Genomic DNA, 14,536 nt, shown 5'->3' on the forward strand with positions numbered 1-14,536 from the left:
ATTTTCACCTGGTCAATTACCTAATTTTCAGGGAAAAAGTACCTGAATTTTCCCCTCAATCACTGCAAGGGTCGGGACTTTTTGAGGTCAAAAAAGTCTAAAAGCCTTATCCAACAAGGTTTTTAGATTTATTCAGCAAACTCTACCTAAAAAGAAGGTTAGAAACTAAGCACATCAAAGCTTTTAGCTTAACCAATTAGGTCTTAGATTCGGCCCTTGTTGTCAGATGTGAGTTTTCAGTTCACTGTTTACTGTTTACTGAAAAAAGGCTCCCCACTTCCCCACTTCCCCCTCTCCGGTGCTTCCTACACCCTTCCATTACCCATAGCTTGTCCGGCGAGATAACCAGTGGTCCAAGCGCTTTGAAAATTAAATCCCCCCGTGACTCCATCGATATCTAGTACCTCCCCGGCAAAATATAACCCCGGACAGATTTTACTTTCCATAGTTTTAAAATCCACTTCCTGAAGATTCACTCCCCCAGAGGTGACAAATTCCTCCTTAAACACCCCTTTTCCTTTGATTTGATATTCCCCTTGCTGTAATTCAATCATTAATCGATTGAGAGTATTTTTAGATAATTCGGCCCAAGGAGTTTCCGAGTTAACAGTCAAGTAACTTAATAAACTCTGCCAAAGACGCTTGGGTAACTGTTCAAAGGGACAATAATTAAAAAGTTTTCTTTTGGGATATTCACTTTTAGTTTGTAAGATAATTTCTCGCAATTTTTCAGGATGATAATCCCCCAACCAATTAATGATTAAAGGCATTCGGTAATGATGCTCGTGAAGTAACCGCGCCCCCCAAGCAGAAAGTTTTAAAATAGCCGGTCCACTGACTCCCCAATGGGTAATTAACAAGGGTCCGATTTGTTCTAATTTACTTCCCCCAAGACGAACTCGCACTTTATCCACAGTAACCCCTAACAAATCTTGCAGACGAGGATCGGCAATTTGAAAGGTAAATAAAGAAGGGACAGGAGAGACTAGAGAATGACCTAAATCTTGAGCGGTGCGATAACCAAAAGGACTACTTCCCGTAGCAATTAAAAGCTTATCTGCCCTAATTTGCTCCTCTCTTTTTAATTCAATCAAAAAACTTTCTTGCTGTTTTTTTACCGATTTAACTGGGGAATTTAGCCTTAAATTAACCCCAGCAAAAGTCGCACTTTCCCGCAGACAATTAAGAATAGTTTCAGAATTATCGGTGCTGGGAAACATTCGCCCATCCGCTTCTGTTTTTAGTTTTACCCCCCGCAATTCAAACCATTTAATAGTATCTTGGGGTTGAAACCGACTAAAAGCTCCCCGTAGTGCTTTGCCACCGTGAGGATAATAATTAACCAATTGGGAAACATCAAAACAATGATGGGTGACATTACAGCGTCCCCCTCCCGAAATCCGCACTTTCGCCAGAGGTTCTTTTGCCGCTTCTAGGATAGTAACGCCAGCTTTTGGGTTAGATTCTGCCGCTTTAATTGCGCCAAAAAATCCCGCTGCCCCGCCACCAATTACGACTATTTGAGTCATATATCAAGAAAAAAGTTAAGTTTAAACTGCCAAAAATCGCTGAATGACTTCTTGACTTAATTCGCTCGTGAAACCGGAAGCAACAATTCCCCCTTTTTGCATGGCGTAATATCGATCAGCTTGGCGGACAAAATGCAGGTGTTGTTCTACTAATAAAACGGCGATTCCTTTACTGGCAACAATACGCCGCACCGCTGCTTCAATTTCGAGAATAATTGACGGTTGAATTCCTTCCGTGGGTTCATCTAAAATTAATAATTTTGGTTCCCCCACTAAGGCGCGAGCGATGGCTAATTGCTGTTGTTGTCCACCGCTTAAATCTCCTCCCATCCGCGATAACATGGTTTTTAAAACGGGAAACAAATCGAAGATTTCTTCGGGAATTGTGGCATTTTTTCTTTTTGTGGGTAAAGCTTCCAAACCGAGAATTAAATTCTCTTTTACCGTTAAACGGGGAATAATATCCCTACCCTGCGGCACATAACCCAGTCCTAATCTGGCTCTTTGATCTGAGGTTTTATTAATCAGGTTTTCTTGCTCATAATTAATTGTTCCCGCTCGCGGTTTTAAGATACCCATCAAGGTTTTTAATAGGGTAGTTTTGCCCACGCCATTACGTCCGATTAAACAGACCATTTCTCCCGCATAAATGTTAAGATCAACATTTCTTAAAATATGACTTTCTCCGTAGTAAACATTGAGATCAGATATGTGTAACATTGTCAACCCTTTTTAATTAATTTTAATCGTTTGATTCTTTATTCTTCCGAGGAACCTAGATAAACTTCAATAACTTTCGGATCATTTTGAATTTGCTCCATATTCCCCTCACAGAGAACAGTTCCTTGGTGTAAAACCGTGACTTTGCGGGCAATTTGACGGACAAATTCCATATCGTGTTCAATGACAATAATTGAATGACTTTCCGCTAGATTTAATAACAAATTACCCACGTTTTCCGTTTCCTCATCGGTTAATCCTGCTACGGGTTCATCTACTAGCAGTAAATCTGGTGACTGGGCCACTAATTGGCCAATTTCTAAGCGTTGTTTTTCGCCGTGGGAAAGTAAAGAAGCGGGTAAATCAGCTTTAGCAGTTAACCCGATAGTTTCCAATAAACCAATAACTTTTCTGCTATCTTCTAGGGGAGGACGACCGAAAAGAGTTGAGAAAACATTTTTATTGCGATTACTAACTAAATCGAGATTTTCTCGGACAGTTAGATTTAAATATACCCTAGGAGTTTGGAATTTGCGACCAATACCTAAACGAGCGATCGCATATTCAGGAATTTTGCGGAGATCTCGACCTTTAAATAATACCCGTCCGATGGTGGGTTGCACTTTCCCCGTAATCACATCTAAAAAAGTGGTTTTTCCCGCACCATTGGGACCGATAATCACCCGCAATTCTCCCGTATCCATACTGAAATTAAGATTATTGAGAGCTTTAAAACCCCCAAAACTAACGGTAAGATTCTCGATTTCTAAGATTTTTCCAGTCATAATTTCTAAGAGGGAATTGGGAAGTATTTTCAGTGAACAGTCAGCAGTAATCAGTGAACTGAAAACTCACATCTGATAACTGATAACTGATAACTGATAACTGATAGCTAAGATCACTTATGATCTAATTCTTCTCTTTCCAGTTGCACTTCCGGAGCTTCCTCAATACTAGGATAGGTAATTAAAGTTTTGCGGAAACCAAAATGAGTCAGCAAACGTTTAATTCCACCGAGAAGACCATCGGGAAGCACTGTCACCACAATTAGGAATAGGGCCCCTTGGAAAAATACCCAGACTTCCGGAAATTGTTCGCTTAAAAAAGTTTGGGCTAGGCGTACTAATAAAGTACCGACAACTGCCCCCACAAGGGTAGCACGTCCCCCCACAGCCACCCAAATCACCATTTCAATGGAAAAAGCCACATCCATAGAGTTAGGAGTGATAATTCCCGTTTGCACGGTATAAAGGGCGCCGGCAACACCGGCAATCGCCCCAGAAATGGCAAAAACTAACACCTTAAACCAAGTAGGATCATAACCAGAAAAACGGACACGCACTTCGTCATCGCGAATGGCGACTAACAAGCGCCCAAATCTGCCGGTAGTTAACCAACGACAGAGCAGATAAATAGCCAGTAAACAGACAATTGTGAGTAAATAAAAGGCCACTTGAACGGCATCGGAACCCACCAGCAAACCGAAAATTGTTTGGGTATCGGTTTTTAAGCCATTAGTGCCGTTAATTAACTTTTGTTGGCCGTTAAAAAAGTTAAAAAATACCAGTAAAGCCGCTTGGGTCAAAATCGAGAAATAAACCCCTTTAATGCGGTTGCGGAAGATTAAATAACCCAATAATCCCGCCACGATCGCTGGTACGATAATTAGGGCTAGAATTGTCAAAGGTAGGGAATAAAAAGGTTGCCAAATAAAAGGTAATTCTGTCACCCCGTAGAGAGTAAAAAATTCGGGCATTTGTCCGGGGGGTAACTGAAGATTTAGGTACATGGCCAAAGCGTAACCACCGAGGGCAAAAAATATGCCATGACCAAGACTTAATAAACCCGTATAACCCCAGATTAAATCTATCCCCAAAGCGACAATAGCGAAGGAAAGAAATCGCCCCAATAAACGCAAGCGGAAGGCCGACAAAGCTAAGGGCAGCAACACCGCAAAGATGACCACTAATCCCACAATAACAGCGATTTCCGTGATTAACTTTTTCTTTTCCCGTTGTCGGGATTCGTTTCTAGTGATGGTTTCGGTAATCATAATCTATAACTCAGCAGTACGTCCTTTAGGAGGAAAAATTCCCGCAGGTTTGAATTGCAAGAAAGCAATAATTAAAGCAAAAATCATCACTTTTGCCATGCTAGTGGTGGAGAAAAAGGTGAAGAAATCCGTTAGGGGTTTTAGTGCTTCTACGGAACCAAAAATCAGGGCAAAAGTTCCCGAACCAATTAAATAATTAGCCACACCGATCGCCATAGCTGCGATAATAGTTCCCAGGAGATTACCCACTCCCCCCACCACCACTACCATGAAGGTATCAACGATATAATTTTGTCCCACGTTTGGACCGACGGAACCCAAAAAACTAATCGCACAACCGGCAACTCCAGCTAATCCCGAACCGAGGGCAAAAGTCAAAGCATCCACTTGATTTGTCGGAATGCCTAAACAGGCACTCATCTGGCGATTTTGGGTGACGGCACGAATGCGTAAACCCCAAGAAGATTTATTTAAAAACCAATAAGTCCCTAACAAACAAAGGGCAGTTAAAATGATAATAAATAGACGGGTGTAGGGCATTTGAAAACCGGGTAAAGGTAAACCTCCCCGTAACCAAGCAGGAGCCGTGACATCGACGTTTCTGGCACTAAACCAGGGTCGAGCGAGAACCGGATTAAAAGATAAAAGATAGCCTAATAATCCAGCGATAGCTAGGGATAAAGGCAGGGTGATACCAATAGTTAAATTGCGAATTCTCTCCCAATCTAGGCGACGACTTAACACCGTCATCGCCCCAAAAAATAACAGACAGAAAACTATTAAACTAATTACTAATAACCCGTTGACACTTCTGACAAATTGCTGCAGAATTAAGCTGACTCCCCAAGTGGCCAGCAGCGTTTCTAGGGGTCTGCCGTAGAGGAACCTAATCACCCCCCTTTCTAATAATAATCCCGCCAATCCCGACACTAAAAAAGCGATCGGTAGGGCGAATAAAACATAAGTATCAAAGAGGGGAGAACCGAAACCTTTAAAGACATTTTGCACCACAAAAGTACTGTAGGCCCCTAACATCATTAACTCACCGTGAGCGAGATTAATTACCCCCATCAGTCCAAAGACAATCGCTAGTCCTAAAGCGGCCAGCAATAGCACAGAACCGATGCTAATACCATTAAACAATCCTTCCAATAATGCTGACACTTTTCGTTATTCCCGTGCATTTTTAAGCTTTAAAAAGTGGGGTGAACAGTAATGCCCACCTCACTCTCGTTATTGTCTGAAAAAACTCCTAAAACTAGGATTTTTCCATTTTGAATTTACCGCCCTTAGCCGGATCCGTCCAGTCACAGGCAAAACCCTTGGTTTCGGGGACAAATTGGTTCCAAGGTTGCGGATCCACTACCCCCGGAGTTGACCAAACAATGTTAAATAGACCATCATCTCTCACCTGACCAACGCGGACGGTTTTGGAGATATGATGATTGGGGAACATTTCTACCGGTCCTTCGGGAGCATCGAATTTTTGTCCGATGGCGGCGGCGCGAACTTTGTCGAGATCATCGGCGGTTCCCGCTTGTTCCACCGCTTGCTTCCAGAGATAGACCATGATGTAGGCCGCTTCCATGGGGTCGTTAGTGACGCGCTCCTGACCGAATTTAGCTCGAAAAGCCTCAACAAATTTCTTGTTAGCGGGGGTATCTACGGTTTGGAAATAGTTCCAGCAAGCGTATTGACCGAGGAGATATTCCTTACCGATCTGTTTAACTTCTTCCTCGGCAACACTCACCGACATGACCGGATATTTATCGGGAGTTAAACCGGCCGCTTGCAGTTGTTTAAAGAAAGCCACGTTACTGTCACCGTTGAGGGTGTTGAAAATAACGCCGCCATCGGGTAAAGCTTGCTTAATTTTGGTGATAATCGGGGTAACTTCCGTGTTACCTAGGGGTAGATAGTCTTCGCCCACGGTTTCGCCGCCTTTCGCCTTTAACTGCTCTTTAATAATCGTGTTGGCAGTGCGGGGAAAAACGTAGTCGGAACCGACGAGGAAGAATTTTTTCCCTTTATTTTCCAGCAACCAAGTCACTGCCGGCTCGATCTGTTGGTTGGGGGCAGCACCGGTGTAAAAGATATTTCTAGAACACTCTTGACCCTCGTACTGGACGGGATACCAGAGCATATGGTTTTTGGCTTCAAACACGGGTAAAACTGCCTGACGACTGGCGGAAGTCCAACAACCGAAGACAGTCACAACTTTGTCCTGATCGATCAGTTTGGTGGCTTTTTCGGTAAAAGTTGGCCAATCGGAAGCGCCATCTTCCACCACTGCCTCGATCTGTTTACCAAGAACACCACCGGCGGCATTGATTTCCTCGATCGCCAGTTTTTCCGCATCAACTACGCTGGTTTCACTGATGGCCATGGTGCCACTGAGGGAGTGCAGAATACCCACCTTAATTGTCTCTCCAGAGGCTGGGGCGGGACTAGCAGCCGGGCTAGGACTAGCCGTGGGGGTTTGGCTTTGATTGCCACCGCAAGCTTTTAACAGAATACTGGTTCCCAAAGCGGCAGAACCGTACAGGAGAAATTTACGTCGTCCTAAATTTGACATGATGATCTTGAACTAACCTCGCTGACAATATTAGCTACTTCACACGGATGTTTTTGCTGAGGAGATTTTCGGGAATCTTTCTACGAATATCTGTGTGATATTACGGCTAGGTTAGCAGATTTTTTGTAATTTTCGCTACTTTTTAGATGTTTTTTGTAATTTTTGCTACTTTTTTCCCAAAAATTAATGATTTTTCTGGAATTTACCTCAGTTTTTTAGCTATCAGGAGTCGGGAGACAGGAGGCAGGAGTCAGGAGTCGGGAGTCGGGAGTCAGGAGATTATTTCTATTTATTCTTCCGACACCCCACACCCCACACCCTACACCCCACACCCCACACCCCACACCCCACACCCCACACCCCACACCCCACACCCCACACCCTGCCCCCACCGAAAAGCTTTTTGCCGCAAACCTAATGATCAATCCGAATCTGGCCAAAGCAGCCGGACAGCAAGCAGCGCAAAACCAATGGCCGCTATCGCTTTTAAGATCTTAGCGGGGAATAACTGCGCCATACTGCCGCCCGCAAGGACTCCTAAGAAACTGGTGCAGATTAAGGCGGTAATTGAGCCAAAAAAGACAGCTTTAGGTGATTTGGAACTGCCACCGAGAGCGATCGCTACTAATTGACTTTTATCGCCGATTTCTGCCAAAAAAACCGTGATAAATGTCAGTCCGAATAATTGCCAATTCATAAATTCTAGGGAGATGGGTGATGGGGAGGTGGGGAAGTGGGGAAGTGGGGAAGTGGGGAAGTGGGGAAGTGGGGTGTGGGGTGTCGGAAGAATAAATAGAAATAATCTCCTGTCTCCTGTCTCCTATCTCCTGACTCCTGACTCTTGATCACTGATTGCTTAGAGAATATCGCCGATCAGTAAACCAGTGATCAAAAGGAGAAGGATAGCGACACCGATATCCAAAGTTTTGGGGGAAAGACGACGAGCAATCCAATAACCGATCAGGACACCGAGGAGACTGGTAGCGATTAAAGCGCTGGCTGCCCCGGCAAAAACCACCCAGGGGGATTGGGATTCGGCGCTGATGAGAAGGGTGGCTAATTGGGTTTTATCGCCGATTTCAGCAAAAAATATGGTTAGGAAGGTGGAACTAAACACCGTCCAAAAACTCCAAGAAGGTGGCTGATCTGGGTTTTTCTCGGTTGAGGCGATCGATTTGCTATCACTCATCGGCTAATTTAACAATATCGGGTTAAGCAATAATTTTCATACTTTTTTCATTTTAGCCCGACCGGTTTTCTGGCGATAGTTTCTGCTGTTGGGGGCGCTGTCTCCTCCCCCCAATAGTTAAAAAACCCTAGTCGATCGAGGTAGAGTTTCCATCCTAGAGTTTAATAATTATTAGACTAGGACGAGCGCAAATTGCTTGGAGGTATAGCCCCTATGGTAGAAAACAGAGATTATACTCTGATTATTGACAAAAGTGGCAGTATGTCCACTGCTGATAAACCCAGCGAGAAAACCCGTTGGCAAATTGCCCAAGAATCCACCCTCGCCTTGGCTAGAAAGTGCGAGGAATTCGATCCCGACGGCATCACTATCTATCTTTTTTCCGGACGTTTCCGACGCTATGATAATGTTACTTCCGATAAGGTGACACAAATTTATCAAGAAAATGAACCTATGGGGAGGACAGACCTAGCCGCTGTTCTTCAAGATGCCCTCAATAATTATTTTCAGCGCAAAACTGCTGGCAAAACTAAACCCAACGGAGAAACTATTCTGGTGATTACCGACGGAGAACCAGATGATCGCAAAGCGGTGATGCGTCAAATTATCGAAGCTTCTCGAAAACTCGATAGGGATGAAGAATTAGCCATTTCTCTGATTCAAGTAGGCCATGATCGACAAGCAACCGAATTTCTTAAAGCTTTAGACGATCAGCTAGAATCGGCGGGGGCCAAATTCGATATCGTTGACACAATTACTATCGATGATATGGAAGATATGACCCTAGCGGAAGTTCTTCTCAATGCCGTTACCGATTAATTTCTAGCCAGTAGGGGTGATATATCTTCACCCCTAATCAAGGAGGATTTAACTGCTAGTCAGGGCGACAAATTTATCTTTTTCTTCATCGGATAATTGATCGGATTGTCCGGTGATTTGTTTGTAGATTTTGAGATATTCCAAAGCGGATTTATACCAACTAAAATCTTGAGTCATTGCCCGTTGCTGTAGTTTTTGCCAATCCTGTTTATAACGGAAACTTTCCCAAGTCCGGATCATACAGGTAAACAGGTCTAAAGGTTCATAGCGATCGAAACTAAATCCTGTTCCTTTTTCCTGAATTGGGTCGTGGAAAGATACCGTATCGACTAAACCACCGGTGCGGCGTACCATGGGAATACAACCGTAACGCATGGCCATTAATTGGGAAATGCCGCAGGGTTCAAAACGGGAAGGCATTAACAAAGCATCGGCCCCCCCATAGATGCGACGGGAAAGGGCATCACTATAGAGAAGATGCAGGGACATTCGCCCCCGGAAACGGGAAGTCATCTCCCATAGTTGGGTTTCATAATAGCGATCACCTGTACCCAAAATAATCAATTGTGCATCAGTATAGGTGAGAAAGCGATCTAAAATTTGCATCACTAGATCAATACCTTTTTGTTCCACCAAACGCGTCACCATCCCCATGACAAAGGCATTTCTGCTGACCTGTAGCCCCACTTCTTCTTGCAGGGCAATTTTATTAGCCAGACGTTTTTCGATGGTTTCTGGGGTAAAATTCTGCTTAAGATAAACATCTTTAGCCGGGTTATACACCTCCGTATCGATGCCGTTGACAATCCCCACCAGATTGCCGGAAATATAGGACAATAATCCCTCTAAATTTTCGCCATAAATGGGGGTCTGTATTTGACGGGCATAGGTGGGAGAAACGGTGGTGATGCGATTAGCAAATTGAACCGCCGCAGCCATGGTATTATCGCCCTGCATATACCAAGGACACCAAGTCATTTTTTCTAATGCCTCCCGCCAAGGACCCTGGTAGGCGAGATTATGGATAGTAAAAACGGTGCTAATATCGGGGTCTTGGTGCATCCAGACGGGAATCATGCCCGTATGCCAATCATGACAGTGAATAACTTGCGGTTTCCAGTAATTCCAAGCGAATTCCGCCGCACCATTGGCAAATAGGGTAAATCGCCAGGCCTCATCTTCGCCTCCGTAGATATTGCGTCCAGAGAAAGCTAGATGACCAAAGAGGTAGAGAGGAATATCCGTATCGGGTAAAACCGTCTCATAGACTAAAAAATCCTGAAACATGGCGAATCCTGACCAAATGGGTTCGGAAGGGATGTCCATTTTTTCCTGGAGAAAACCGTAGTAGGGCAGAAAAATCCGCACGTCATGACCTAGCTGACGCAAGACTTTCGGTAATGCCCCAATTACGTCCCCCATTCCCCCAACTTTGGCAATTGGGGCGGCCTCGGCACCCACAAATAGAATTCGCATACTCTTCCCGCTTTACTTCACGACGACAAGAAATTTTAACAGATAAAACCACCCTAGCAGGATTTGCAAGCAGGTTATGATCGGATTAGCCTAGATTTTGCTTTAACCAACCAGAGAGCCAACGAGGGGCATAATTAGCTGTTTTGGACATTATTAAGTTTTGTCGCCTTTTTATTAAGTTTTAGCTGCTCGGCACCGGCACTGTCTGCTATTGTCGATTTAACCGACATTCCGCCTATCTTCATATACTTTTATATATCTTTACATTCCCCAAACTGTTTTGACGAAAAACCTTCACTGTAGAAACTACTATTGAGAACATTTTCAATAATTGGTTTTTTCTAAGAAAAAAAATTACAATTCTTCACTTGGATAAAAATCAATCATTGTCGCTATAGTCCTTACTGGCAATGGATTGTAGGCTGTTAAGAAGTGCGGAAAGTGGGACTTAAGGTACATTTCAATCAATCCGATTATTAGGGATGAGTGACGGGCAATTGTTCGCTTCATTGCCGCGAGGCCAATTCCCCACCCCCCTAGGTATCCGGGTGGGGACTGACGCGGAATCGTTCACCCTAATTTCGGTAAACCCATACTATAGTTCTGCACTCTGGCGTTGAGATTATAGCTAATTTCCCCTTTTTGCAGGAGAGAACGGATAAAATGTTCTAGATCTGAACCGATGCGACGGAGATTATATTCGCTCAGTTCTTCCCCATTGTAGGACTCTACCAATTCATCAAACTTACTATAAACCTTATTGAGAGCCACTTCTTCCCAATTAAATTCATTATCGGGATCCACATCAAGAGTCAAGACATTGTTACTCTCGATTAATTGATTATTTTTTACTTCAGCCGTATAAATGCGAATATGACGGGTCGTGGATTTTAACAGCATGGAATCTTCAGGGTAAGTTAGACGCTATGTCTAAGATTTTGCCATGATTTGCGGAATTGGGGAATTGGGAATTGGGAAGTGGGGAAGTGGGGAAGTGGGGTGTGGGAATTATGGATTATGAAGTGGGGTAGATAGGGAAGTGGGGAAGTGGGGAGGTGGGGAAGCTGTCTCATCACCCTATCACCCCAAAACCTATCACCCCAAAACCTATCACCCTATCACCCTATCACCCTATCACCCTATCTCCTGCCCCCCGAACAATGTTTACGGATCGACCAGAAACGTGATACTATGATAGATTGCAGTGTTTAAGCAGAGATCACGAGTCCTATGGCCTTAACCCAGACCAAAAAACAAGAACTAATCAGCCAATATCAGGCCCACGAAACCGATACAGGATCATCGGAGTTACAGGTAGCTTTCTTAACCGAGAGAATCAACCAACTGACCGAACACCTGAAAGCTAACCCGAAAGACCATGCTTCCCGTCGGGGATTACTCCAGATGATCGGTCGTCGTCGGGGACTGTTAACCTATATCCAGAAGAAGGATCAACAACGTTATCAAACCCTGATTGGTCGTCTCGGAATTCGCCGTTAAGCATACCCCCTTTGCATCCCTACCATGGCCTCTGAATCGAAATCGACGGAGAAAAAAGAACGTCTCCCCTTTGAGCCGCGCCAAAATAAGCGAAAAACCCCGAAAATTGCCCCTAGTCCCGTGCCACCGCCCCTAAAAAATCGCTCCGAGGAAACCAGCTTAAAGGCGATTCCGCAAGTGGTCAGTCAACGGATGGCCAAACGGATGGCGGTATTTTGTGGCCTGCCGACGGCACTGGGGATAGCTTCCTTTTTTGGCTTCTACTGGATTATTAGCCACGATCTTCTCGAAATCCCTTCCTACGTCGCCATGCTCGTCAGTTTAAGCCTATTTGGTCTAGGTTTCATCGGTCTGAGTTATGGCATCTTCTCCGCTTCTTGGGATGAGGATCGGGTGGGGGATTGGCTAGGATGGCAAGAATTTCAAGCTAATTTTGGCAGAACGATCGCCGCATGGCGGTCCGGCAAAAAAGAAGTGGAAGAAAAATAGATAACCTCTAGAAATCGTCAACAATAGAGATTAAAGAAAAAAATAAAGGGTTAATGCCATGATTATTGTCATGAAAGTTGGTTCCCCGGAAATTGAAATCGAGCGCGTCAGTGCCGAATTCGAGGCATGGGGATTAAGTCCCGAAAAAATCGTCGGTAAGCATAAAGTTGTCATCGGTTTAGTCGGAGAAACCAGGGAATTAGACCCCCTACAAATCCAAGAATTAAGCCCTTGGATCGAAACCGTCCTGCGAGTCGAACAACCCTTCAAACGCGCCTCTTTAGAATACCGTCATGGCGAATACAGCGAGGTTTTAGTCCCCACTCCTAAGGGTGTTATCCCCATCGGCAGAAATCATACCGTTAGCATTGTCGCCGGCCCCTGTTCGGTGGAAAATGAAGCGATGATCGTGGAAACTGCCAAACGAGTGGCGGCAGCCGGAGCGCAATTCCTCCGCGGTGGTGCCTACAAACCCCGCACTTCTCCCTATGCTTTCCAAGGTCACGGGGAAAGCGCTTTGGAATTACTAGCGGCGGCTAGAGATGCCAGTGGTTTGGGTATTATCACGGAAGTAATGGACGCAGCGGATCTCGATAAGATTGTCGAAATAGCCGACGTGGTGCAAGTGGGGGCGCGCAATATGCAGAATTTTTCCCTCCTGAAAAAAGTTGGGGCGCAACCGAAACCGGTCCTACTCAAGCGCGGCATGGCGGCCACTATTGAAGATTGGTTGATGGCGGCAGAATATATCCTCGCGGCAGGAAATAGCAATGTCATTCTCTGCGAACGCGGTATCCGCACCTTTGACAGTAAATATACTCGCAATACCCTAGATTTATCCTGTATTCCCGTTTTAAGAACTTTAACTCACCTGCCGATCATGATCGATCCTAGCCACGGTACGGGTAAATGGGAATATGTCCCGACCATGGCCATGGCTTCCCTGGCAGCCGGGGCCGATTCCTTGATGATCGAGGTACATCCTAACCCGGCGAAGGCCCTATCTGATGGGCCGCAATCCTTGACCCCCGACCGATTCGATCGATTAACTCAGGAGTTAGCGGTCATTGGTAAGACGATCGGGCGTTGGCCCCAGGTTCCGGCACTGGTTTGATAAGATGATCAGGGGGTGAGTCAACCCCCTTTTTTTGGGCATAAATTTCGCTTTTCGGGGCAGTTATGGTGACAGTTCCTCTGGAGTTAAATACTGAGCAAATTAGGGGTGAGAAACGGGTAGTTTTTTATCATCTCAATTGGCTATCCTATCAGCAAATTTTACAGGCACTAGGAGAAAATAATCGCGCCCATTTATTTTATGATCGTGGCACTTTAGAAATTACTATGCCCCTAGAAGAACACGAGTTTTATCGAGAATTAATCGGATTGTTTATTCGGATTTTGGTGGTAGAATTGGGTTTAAAAATTAAAAGTATGGGTTCCACAACTCTAGCTAGGGAGGATTTAGAACGAGGAGCAGAACCCGATAATGCCTACTATATTCAAAATCAAGCTAAAGTGCTAGGAAAAAGGATTAACTTAACTGAAGATCCGCCCCCAGATTTAGTGGTGGAAGTGGATATCACCCATACGGATATTAATAAATTAGCACTTTATGCCCGTTTGGGAGTGCCGGAATTATGGCGTTTTAATGGACAAATCTGGCGCATTTATCGGTTAGAAAAGGGGGTTTATCAGGAAGGAGAATTTAGTCCGACTTTTCCCCTAGTTCCGAAAACTAAACTCTATGAATTTTTAGCCACTGCTAAAGAGGATGAAGTGAGGGCAGAAAAGAATTTAAGAGCATGGCTTGTTAGTCAACTAGCTAAAAATAATTAACCAGGGCAGTTTTTGAGGTAATTATGGTGACATTTTATCTAGAGTTAAATACTAACGTTTCTTGTCAGGCTGATAATTTCTTTTCCCAATTTAATATTGTTTTATTCGTGTATCCAAATGTTCGGACTGTTGCATTTAATCCCATGCCTTCCATCCTAGCTTTCAATACTTTGACAATTTTCGAGGGATTTCGCTAGAATACAGAAAGCGGGTGCGAAACGTTTAGGCATGAAATAGGGCTGAAATGCCTGAAATAACCGCCTAGTAAGGTCTTCAGTCCCCCGACTGAATCTAAGAGGTCAACCATGACCAACCTTATAACTGTTTATATGTCCCGACGTTTAGTATCG

16 protein-coding genes are annotated in these 14,536 nt (G+C 44.4%); 6 read left to right on the plus strand and 10 right to left on the minus strand.

Annotation, left to right across the window (positions count from 1 at the left end):
- Positions 1-305 precede the first annotated feature (305 nt).
- From O9295_RS01945 to O9295_RS01980, 8 genes are all read right to left on the minus strand, one after another.
- The gene (locus tag O9295_RS01945) at positions 306-1,529 is read right to left on the minus strand and encodes a BaiN/RdsA family NAD(P)/FAD-dependent oxidoreductase (protein ID WP_288031251.1); all 1,224 of its coding nucleotides are present in this window, start codon (positions 1,527-1,529) and stop codon (positions 306-308) included.
- Between the two features lie 21 nt (positions 1,530-1,550).
- A complete protein-coding gene (urtE, locus tag O9295_RS01950) occupies positions 1,551-2,249 on the minus strand; it encodes an urea ABC transporter ATP-binding subunit UrtE (RefSeq protein WP_288031253.1) in 699 nt (232 codons plus the stop codon).
- 38 nt (positions 2,250-2,287) lie between these two features.
- Positions 2,288-3,034 (minus strand): urea ABC transporter ATP-binding protein UrtD, encoded by a 747-nt coding sequence (gene urtD / locus O9295_RS01955; RefSeq protein WP_004163062.1) that lies wholly within the window; start codon positions 3,032-3,034, stop codon positions 2,288-2,290.
- A 113-nt stretch (positions 3,035-3,147) separates the two neighbouring features.
- Positions 3,148-4,302, minus strand: a complete 1,155-nt coding sequence (gene urtC / locus O9295_RS01960) for an urea ABC transporter permease subunit UrtC (protein ID WP_288031257.1) — start codon at positions 4,300-4,302, stop codon at positions 3,148-3,150.
- 3 nt (positions 4,303-4,305) lie between these two features.
- Complete coding sequence (gene urtB / locus O9295_RS01965; RefSeq protein WP_012264230.1) at positions 4,306-5,466, minus strand: urea ABC transporter permease subunit UrtB; 1,161 nt, start codon at positions 5,464-5,466, stop codon at positions 4,306-4,308.
- Between the two features lie 94 nt (positions 5,467-5,560).
- Positions 5,561-6,877: an urea ABC transporter substrate-binding protein gene (gene urtA, locus O9295_RS01970; protein WP_288031260.1), complete on the minus strand. Its 1,317-nt coding sequence runs from the start codon at positions 6,875-6,877 to the stop codon at positions 5,561-5,563.
- Positions 6,878-7,298: 421 nt separating this feature from the next.
- Positions 7,299-7,574, minus strand: coding sequence for a TMEM165/GDT1 family protein (locus O9295_RS01975; protein WP_002732425.1), 276 nt, complete (start codon positions 7,572-7,574; stop codon positions 7,299-7,301).
- 159 nt (positions 7,575-7,733) lie between these two features.
- Positions 7,734-8,066 carry a TMEM165/GDT1 family protein gene (locus tag O9295_RS01980; RefSeq protein ID WP_002764178.1) on the minus strand — a complete coding sequence of 111 codons (333 nt, stop codon included), beginning with the start codon at positions 8,064-8,066 and terminating at the stop codon, positions 7,734-7,736.
- Between the two features lie 213 nt (positions 8,067-8,279).
- Between O9295_RS01980 and O9295_RS01985 the strand changes: the two genes are divergently transcribed.
- Positions 8,280-8,885 (plus strand): vWA domain-containing protein, encoded by a 606-nt coding sequence (locus O9295_RS01985; protein WP_002733700.1) that lies wholly within the window; start codon positions 8,280-8,282, stop codon positions 8,883-8,885.
- Between the two features lie 48 nt (positions 8,886-8,933).
- Here the strand turns inward: O9295_RS01985 and glgA are convergent, their stop codons facing one another.
- Both glgA and O9295_RS01995 read right to left on the minus strand, forming a co-directional pair.
- On the minus strand, positions 8,934-10,361 hold the full coding sequence (glgA, locus tag O9295_RS01990) for a glycogen synthase GlgA (RefSeq protein WP_288031263.1): 1,428 nt from the start codon (positions 10,359-10,361) through the stop codon (positions 8,934-8,936).
- 570 nt (positions 10,362-10,931) lie between these two features.
- Positions 10,932-11,261: an NAD(P)H-quinone oxidoreductase subunit M gene (locus tag O9295_RS01995; RefSeq protein WP_002738864.1), complete on the minus strand. Its 330-nt coding sequence runs from the start codon at positions 11,259-11,261 to the stop codon at positions 10,932-10,934.
- Positions 11,262-11,591: 330 nt separating this feature from the next.
- Here O9295_RS01995 and rpsO point away from each other — a divergent pair, with 330 nt between their 5' ends.
- The 5 genes from rpsO (at position 11,592) to O9295_RS02020 (ending at position 14,383) form a co-directional block, all read left to right on the plus strand.
- Positions 11,592-11,861 (plus strand): 30S ribosomal protein S15, encoded by a 270-nt coding sequence (rpsO, locus tag O9295_RS02000; protein WP_002738807.1) that lies wholly within the window; start codon positions 11,592-11,594, stop codon positions 11,859-11,861.
- 24 nt (positions 11,862-11,885) lie between these two features.
- Positions 11,886-12,350: a PAM68 family protein gene (locus O9295_RS02005; protein ID WP_002763019.1), complete on the plus strand. Its 465-nt coding sequence runs from the start codon at positions 11,886-11,888 to the stop codon at positions 12,348-12,350.
- Positions 12,351-12,408: 58 nt separating this feature from the next.
- Entirely contained in the window at positions 12,409-13,464 is a 1,056-nt protein-coding gene (gene aroF, locus O9295_RS02010; protein WP_288031265.1) for a 3-deoxy-7-phosphoheptulonate synthase, read from the plus strand.
- A gap of 65 nt (positions 13,465-13,529) precedes the next feature.
- Complete coding sequence (locus tag O9295_RS02015; RefSeq protein ID WP_147071015.1) at positions 13,530-14,186, plus strand: Uma2 family endonuclease; 657 nt, start codon at positions 13,530-13,532, stop codon at positions 14,184-14,186.
- Positions 14,187-14,209: 23 nt separating this feature from the next.
- Positions 14,210-14,383 carry a hypothetical protein gene (locus tag O9295_RS02020; protein WP_002788031.1) on the plus strand — a complete coding sequence of 58 codons (174 nt, stop codon included), beginning with the start codon at positions 14,210-14,212 and terminating at the stop codon, positions 14,381-14,383.
- The last annotated feature ends 153 nt before the right edge of the window (positions 14,384-14,536 follow it).

The organism is Microcystis sp. LE18-22.4A, assembly GCF_027531105.1.
In the GTDB taxonomy this organism is placed as follows: Bacteria; Cyanobacteriota; Cyanobacteriia; order Cyanobacteriales; family Microcystaceae; genus Microcystis; species Microcystis aeruginosa.

Coding starts and splice junctions, on each gene's coding strand:
- O9295_RS02015 (WP_147071015.1), top strand. CDS start 13,530: ATGGTGACAGTTCCTCTGGAGTTAAATACTGAGCAAATTAGGGGTGAG.
- urtA (WP_288031260.1), bottom strand. CDS start 6,877: ATGTCAAATTTAGGACGACGTAAATTTCTCCTGTACGGTTCTGCCGCT.
- urtE (WP_288031253.1), bottom strand. CDS start 2,249: ATGTTACACATATCTGATCTCAATGTTTACTACGGAGAAAGTCATATT.
- urtD (WP_004163062.1), bottom strand. CDS start 3,034: ATGACTGGAAAAATCTTAGAAATCGAGAATCTTACCGTTAGTTTTGGG.
- O9295_RS02005 (WP_002763019.1), top strand. CDS start 11,886: ATGGCCTCTGAATCGAAATCGACGGAGAAAAAAGAACGTCTCCCCTTT.
- glgA (WP_288031263.1), bottom strand. CDS start 10,361: ATGCGAATTCTATTTGTGGGTGCCGAGGCCGCCCCAATTGCCAAAGTT.
- rpsO (WP_002738807.1), top strand. CDS start 11,592: ATGGCCTTAACCCAGACCAAAAAACAAGAACTAATCAGCCAATATCAG.
- O9295_RS01995 (WP_002738864.1), bottom strand. CDS start 11,261: ATGCTGTTAAAATCCACGACCCGTCATATTCGCATTTATACGGCTGAA.
- O9295_RS01975 (WP_002732425.1), bottom strand. CDS start 7,574: ATGAATTGGCAATTATTCGGACTGACATTTATCACGGTTTTTTTGGCA.
- aroF (WP_288031265.1), top strand. CDS start 12,409: ATGATTATTGTCATGAAAGTTGGTTCCCCGGAAATTGAAATCGAGCGC.
- O9295_RS01985 (WP_002733700.1), top strand. CDS start 8,280: ATGGTAGAAAACAGAGATTATACTCTGATTATTGACAAAAGTGGCAGT.
- O9295_RS01980 (WP_002764178.1), bottom strand. CDS start 8,066: ATGAGTGATAGCAAATCGATCGCCTCAACCGAGAAAAACCCAGATCAG.
- O9295_RS02020 (WP_002788031.1), top strand. CDS start 14,210: ATGGTGACATTTTATCTAGAGTTAAATACTAACGTTTCTTGTCAGGCT.
- O9295_RS01945 (WP_288031251.1), bottom strand. CDS start 1,529: ATGACTCAAATAGTCGTAATTGGTGGCGGGGCAGCGGGATTTTTTGGC.
- urtC (WP_288031257.1), bottom strand. CDS start 4,302: ATGATTACCGAAACCATCACTAGAAACGAATCCCGACAACGGGAAAAG.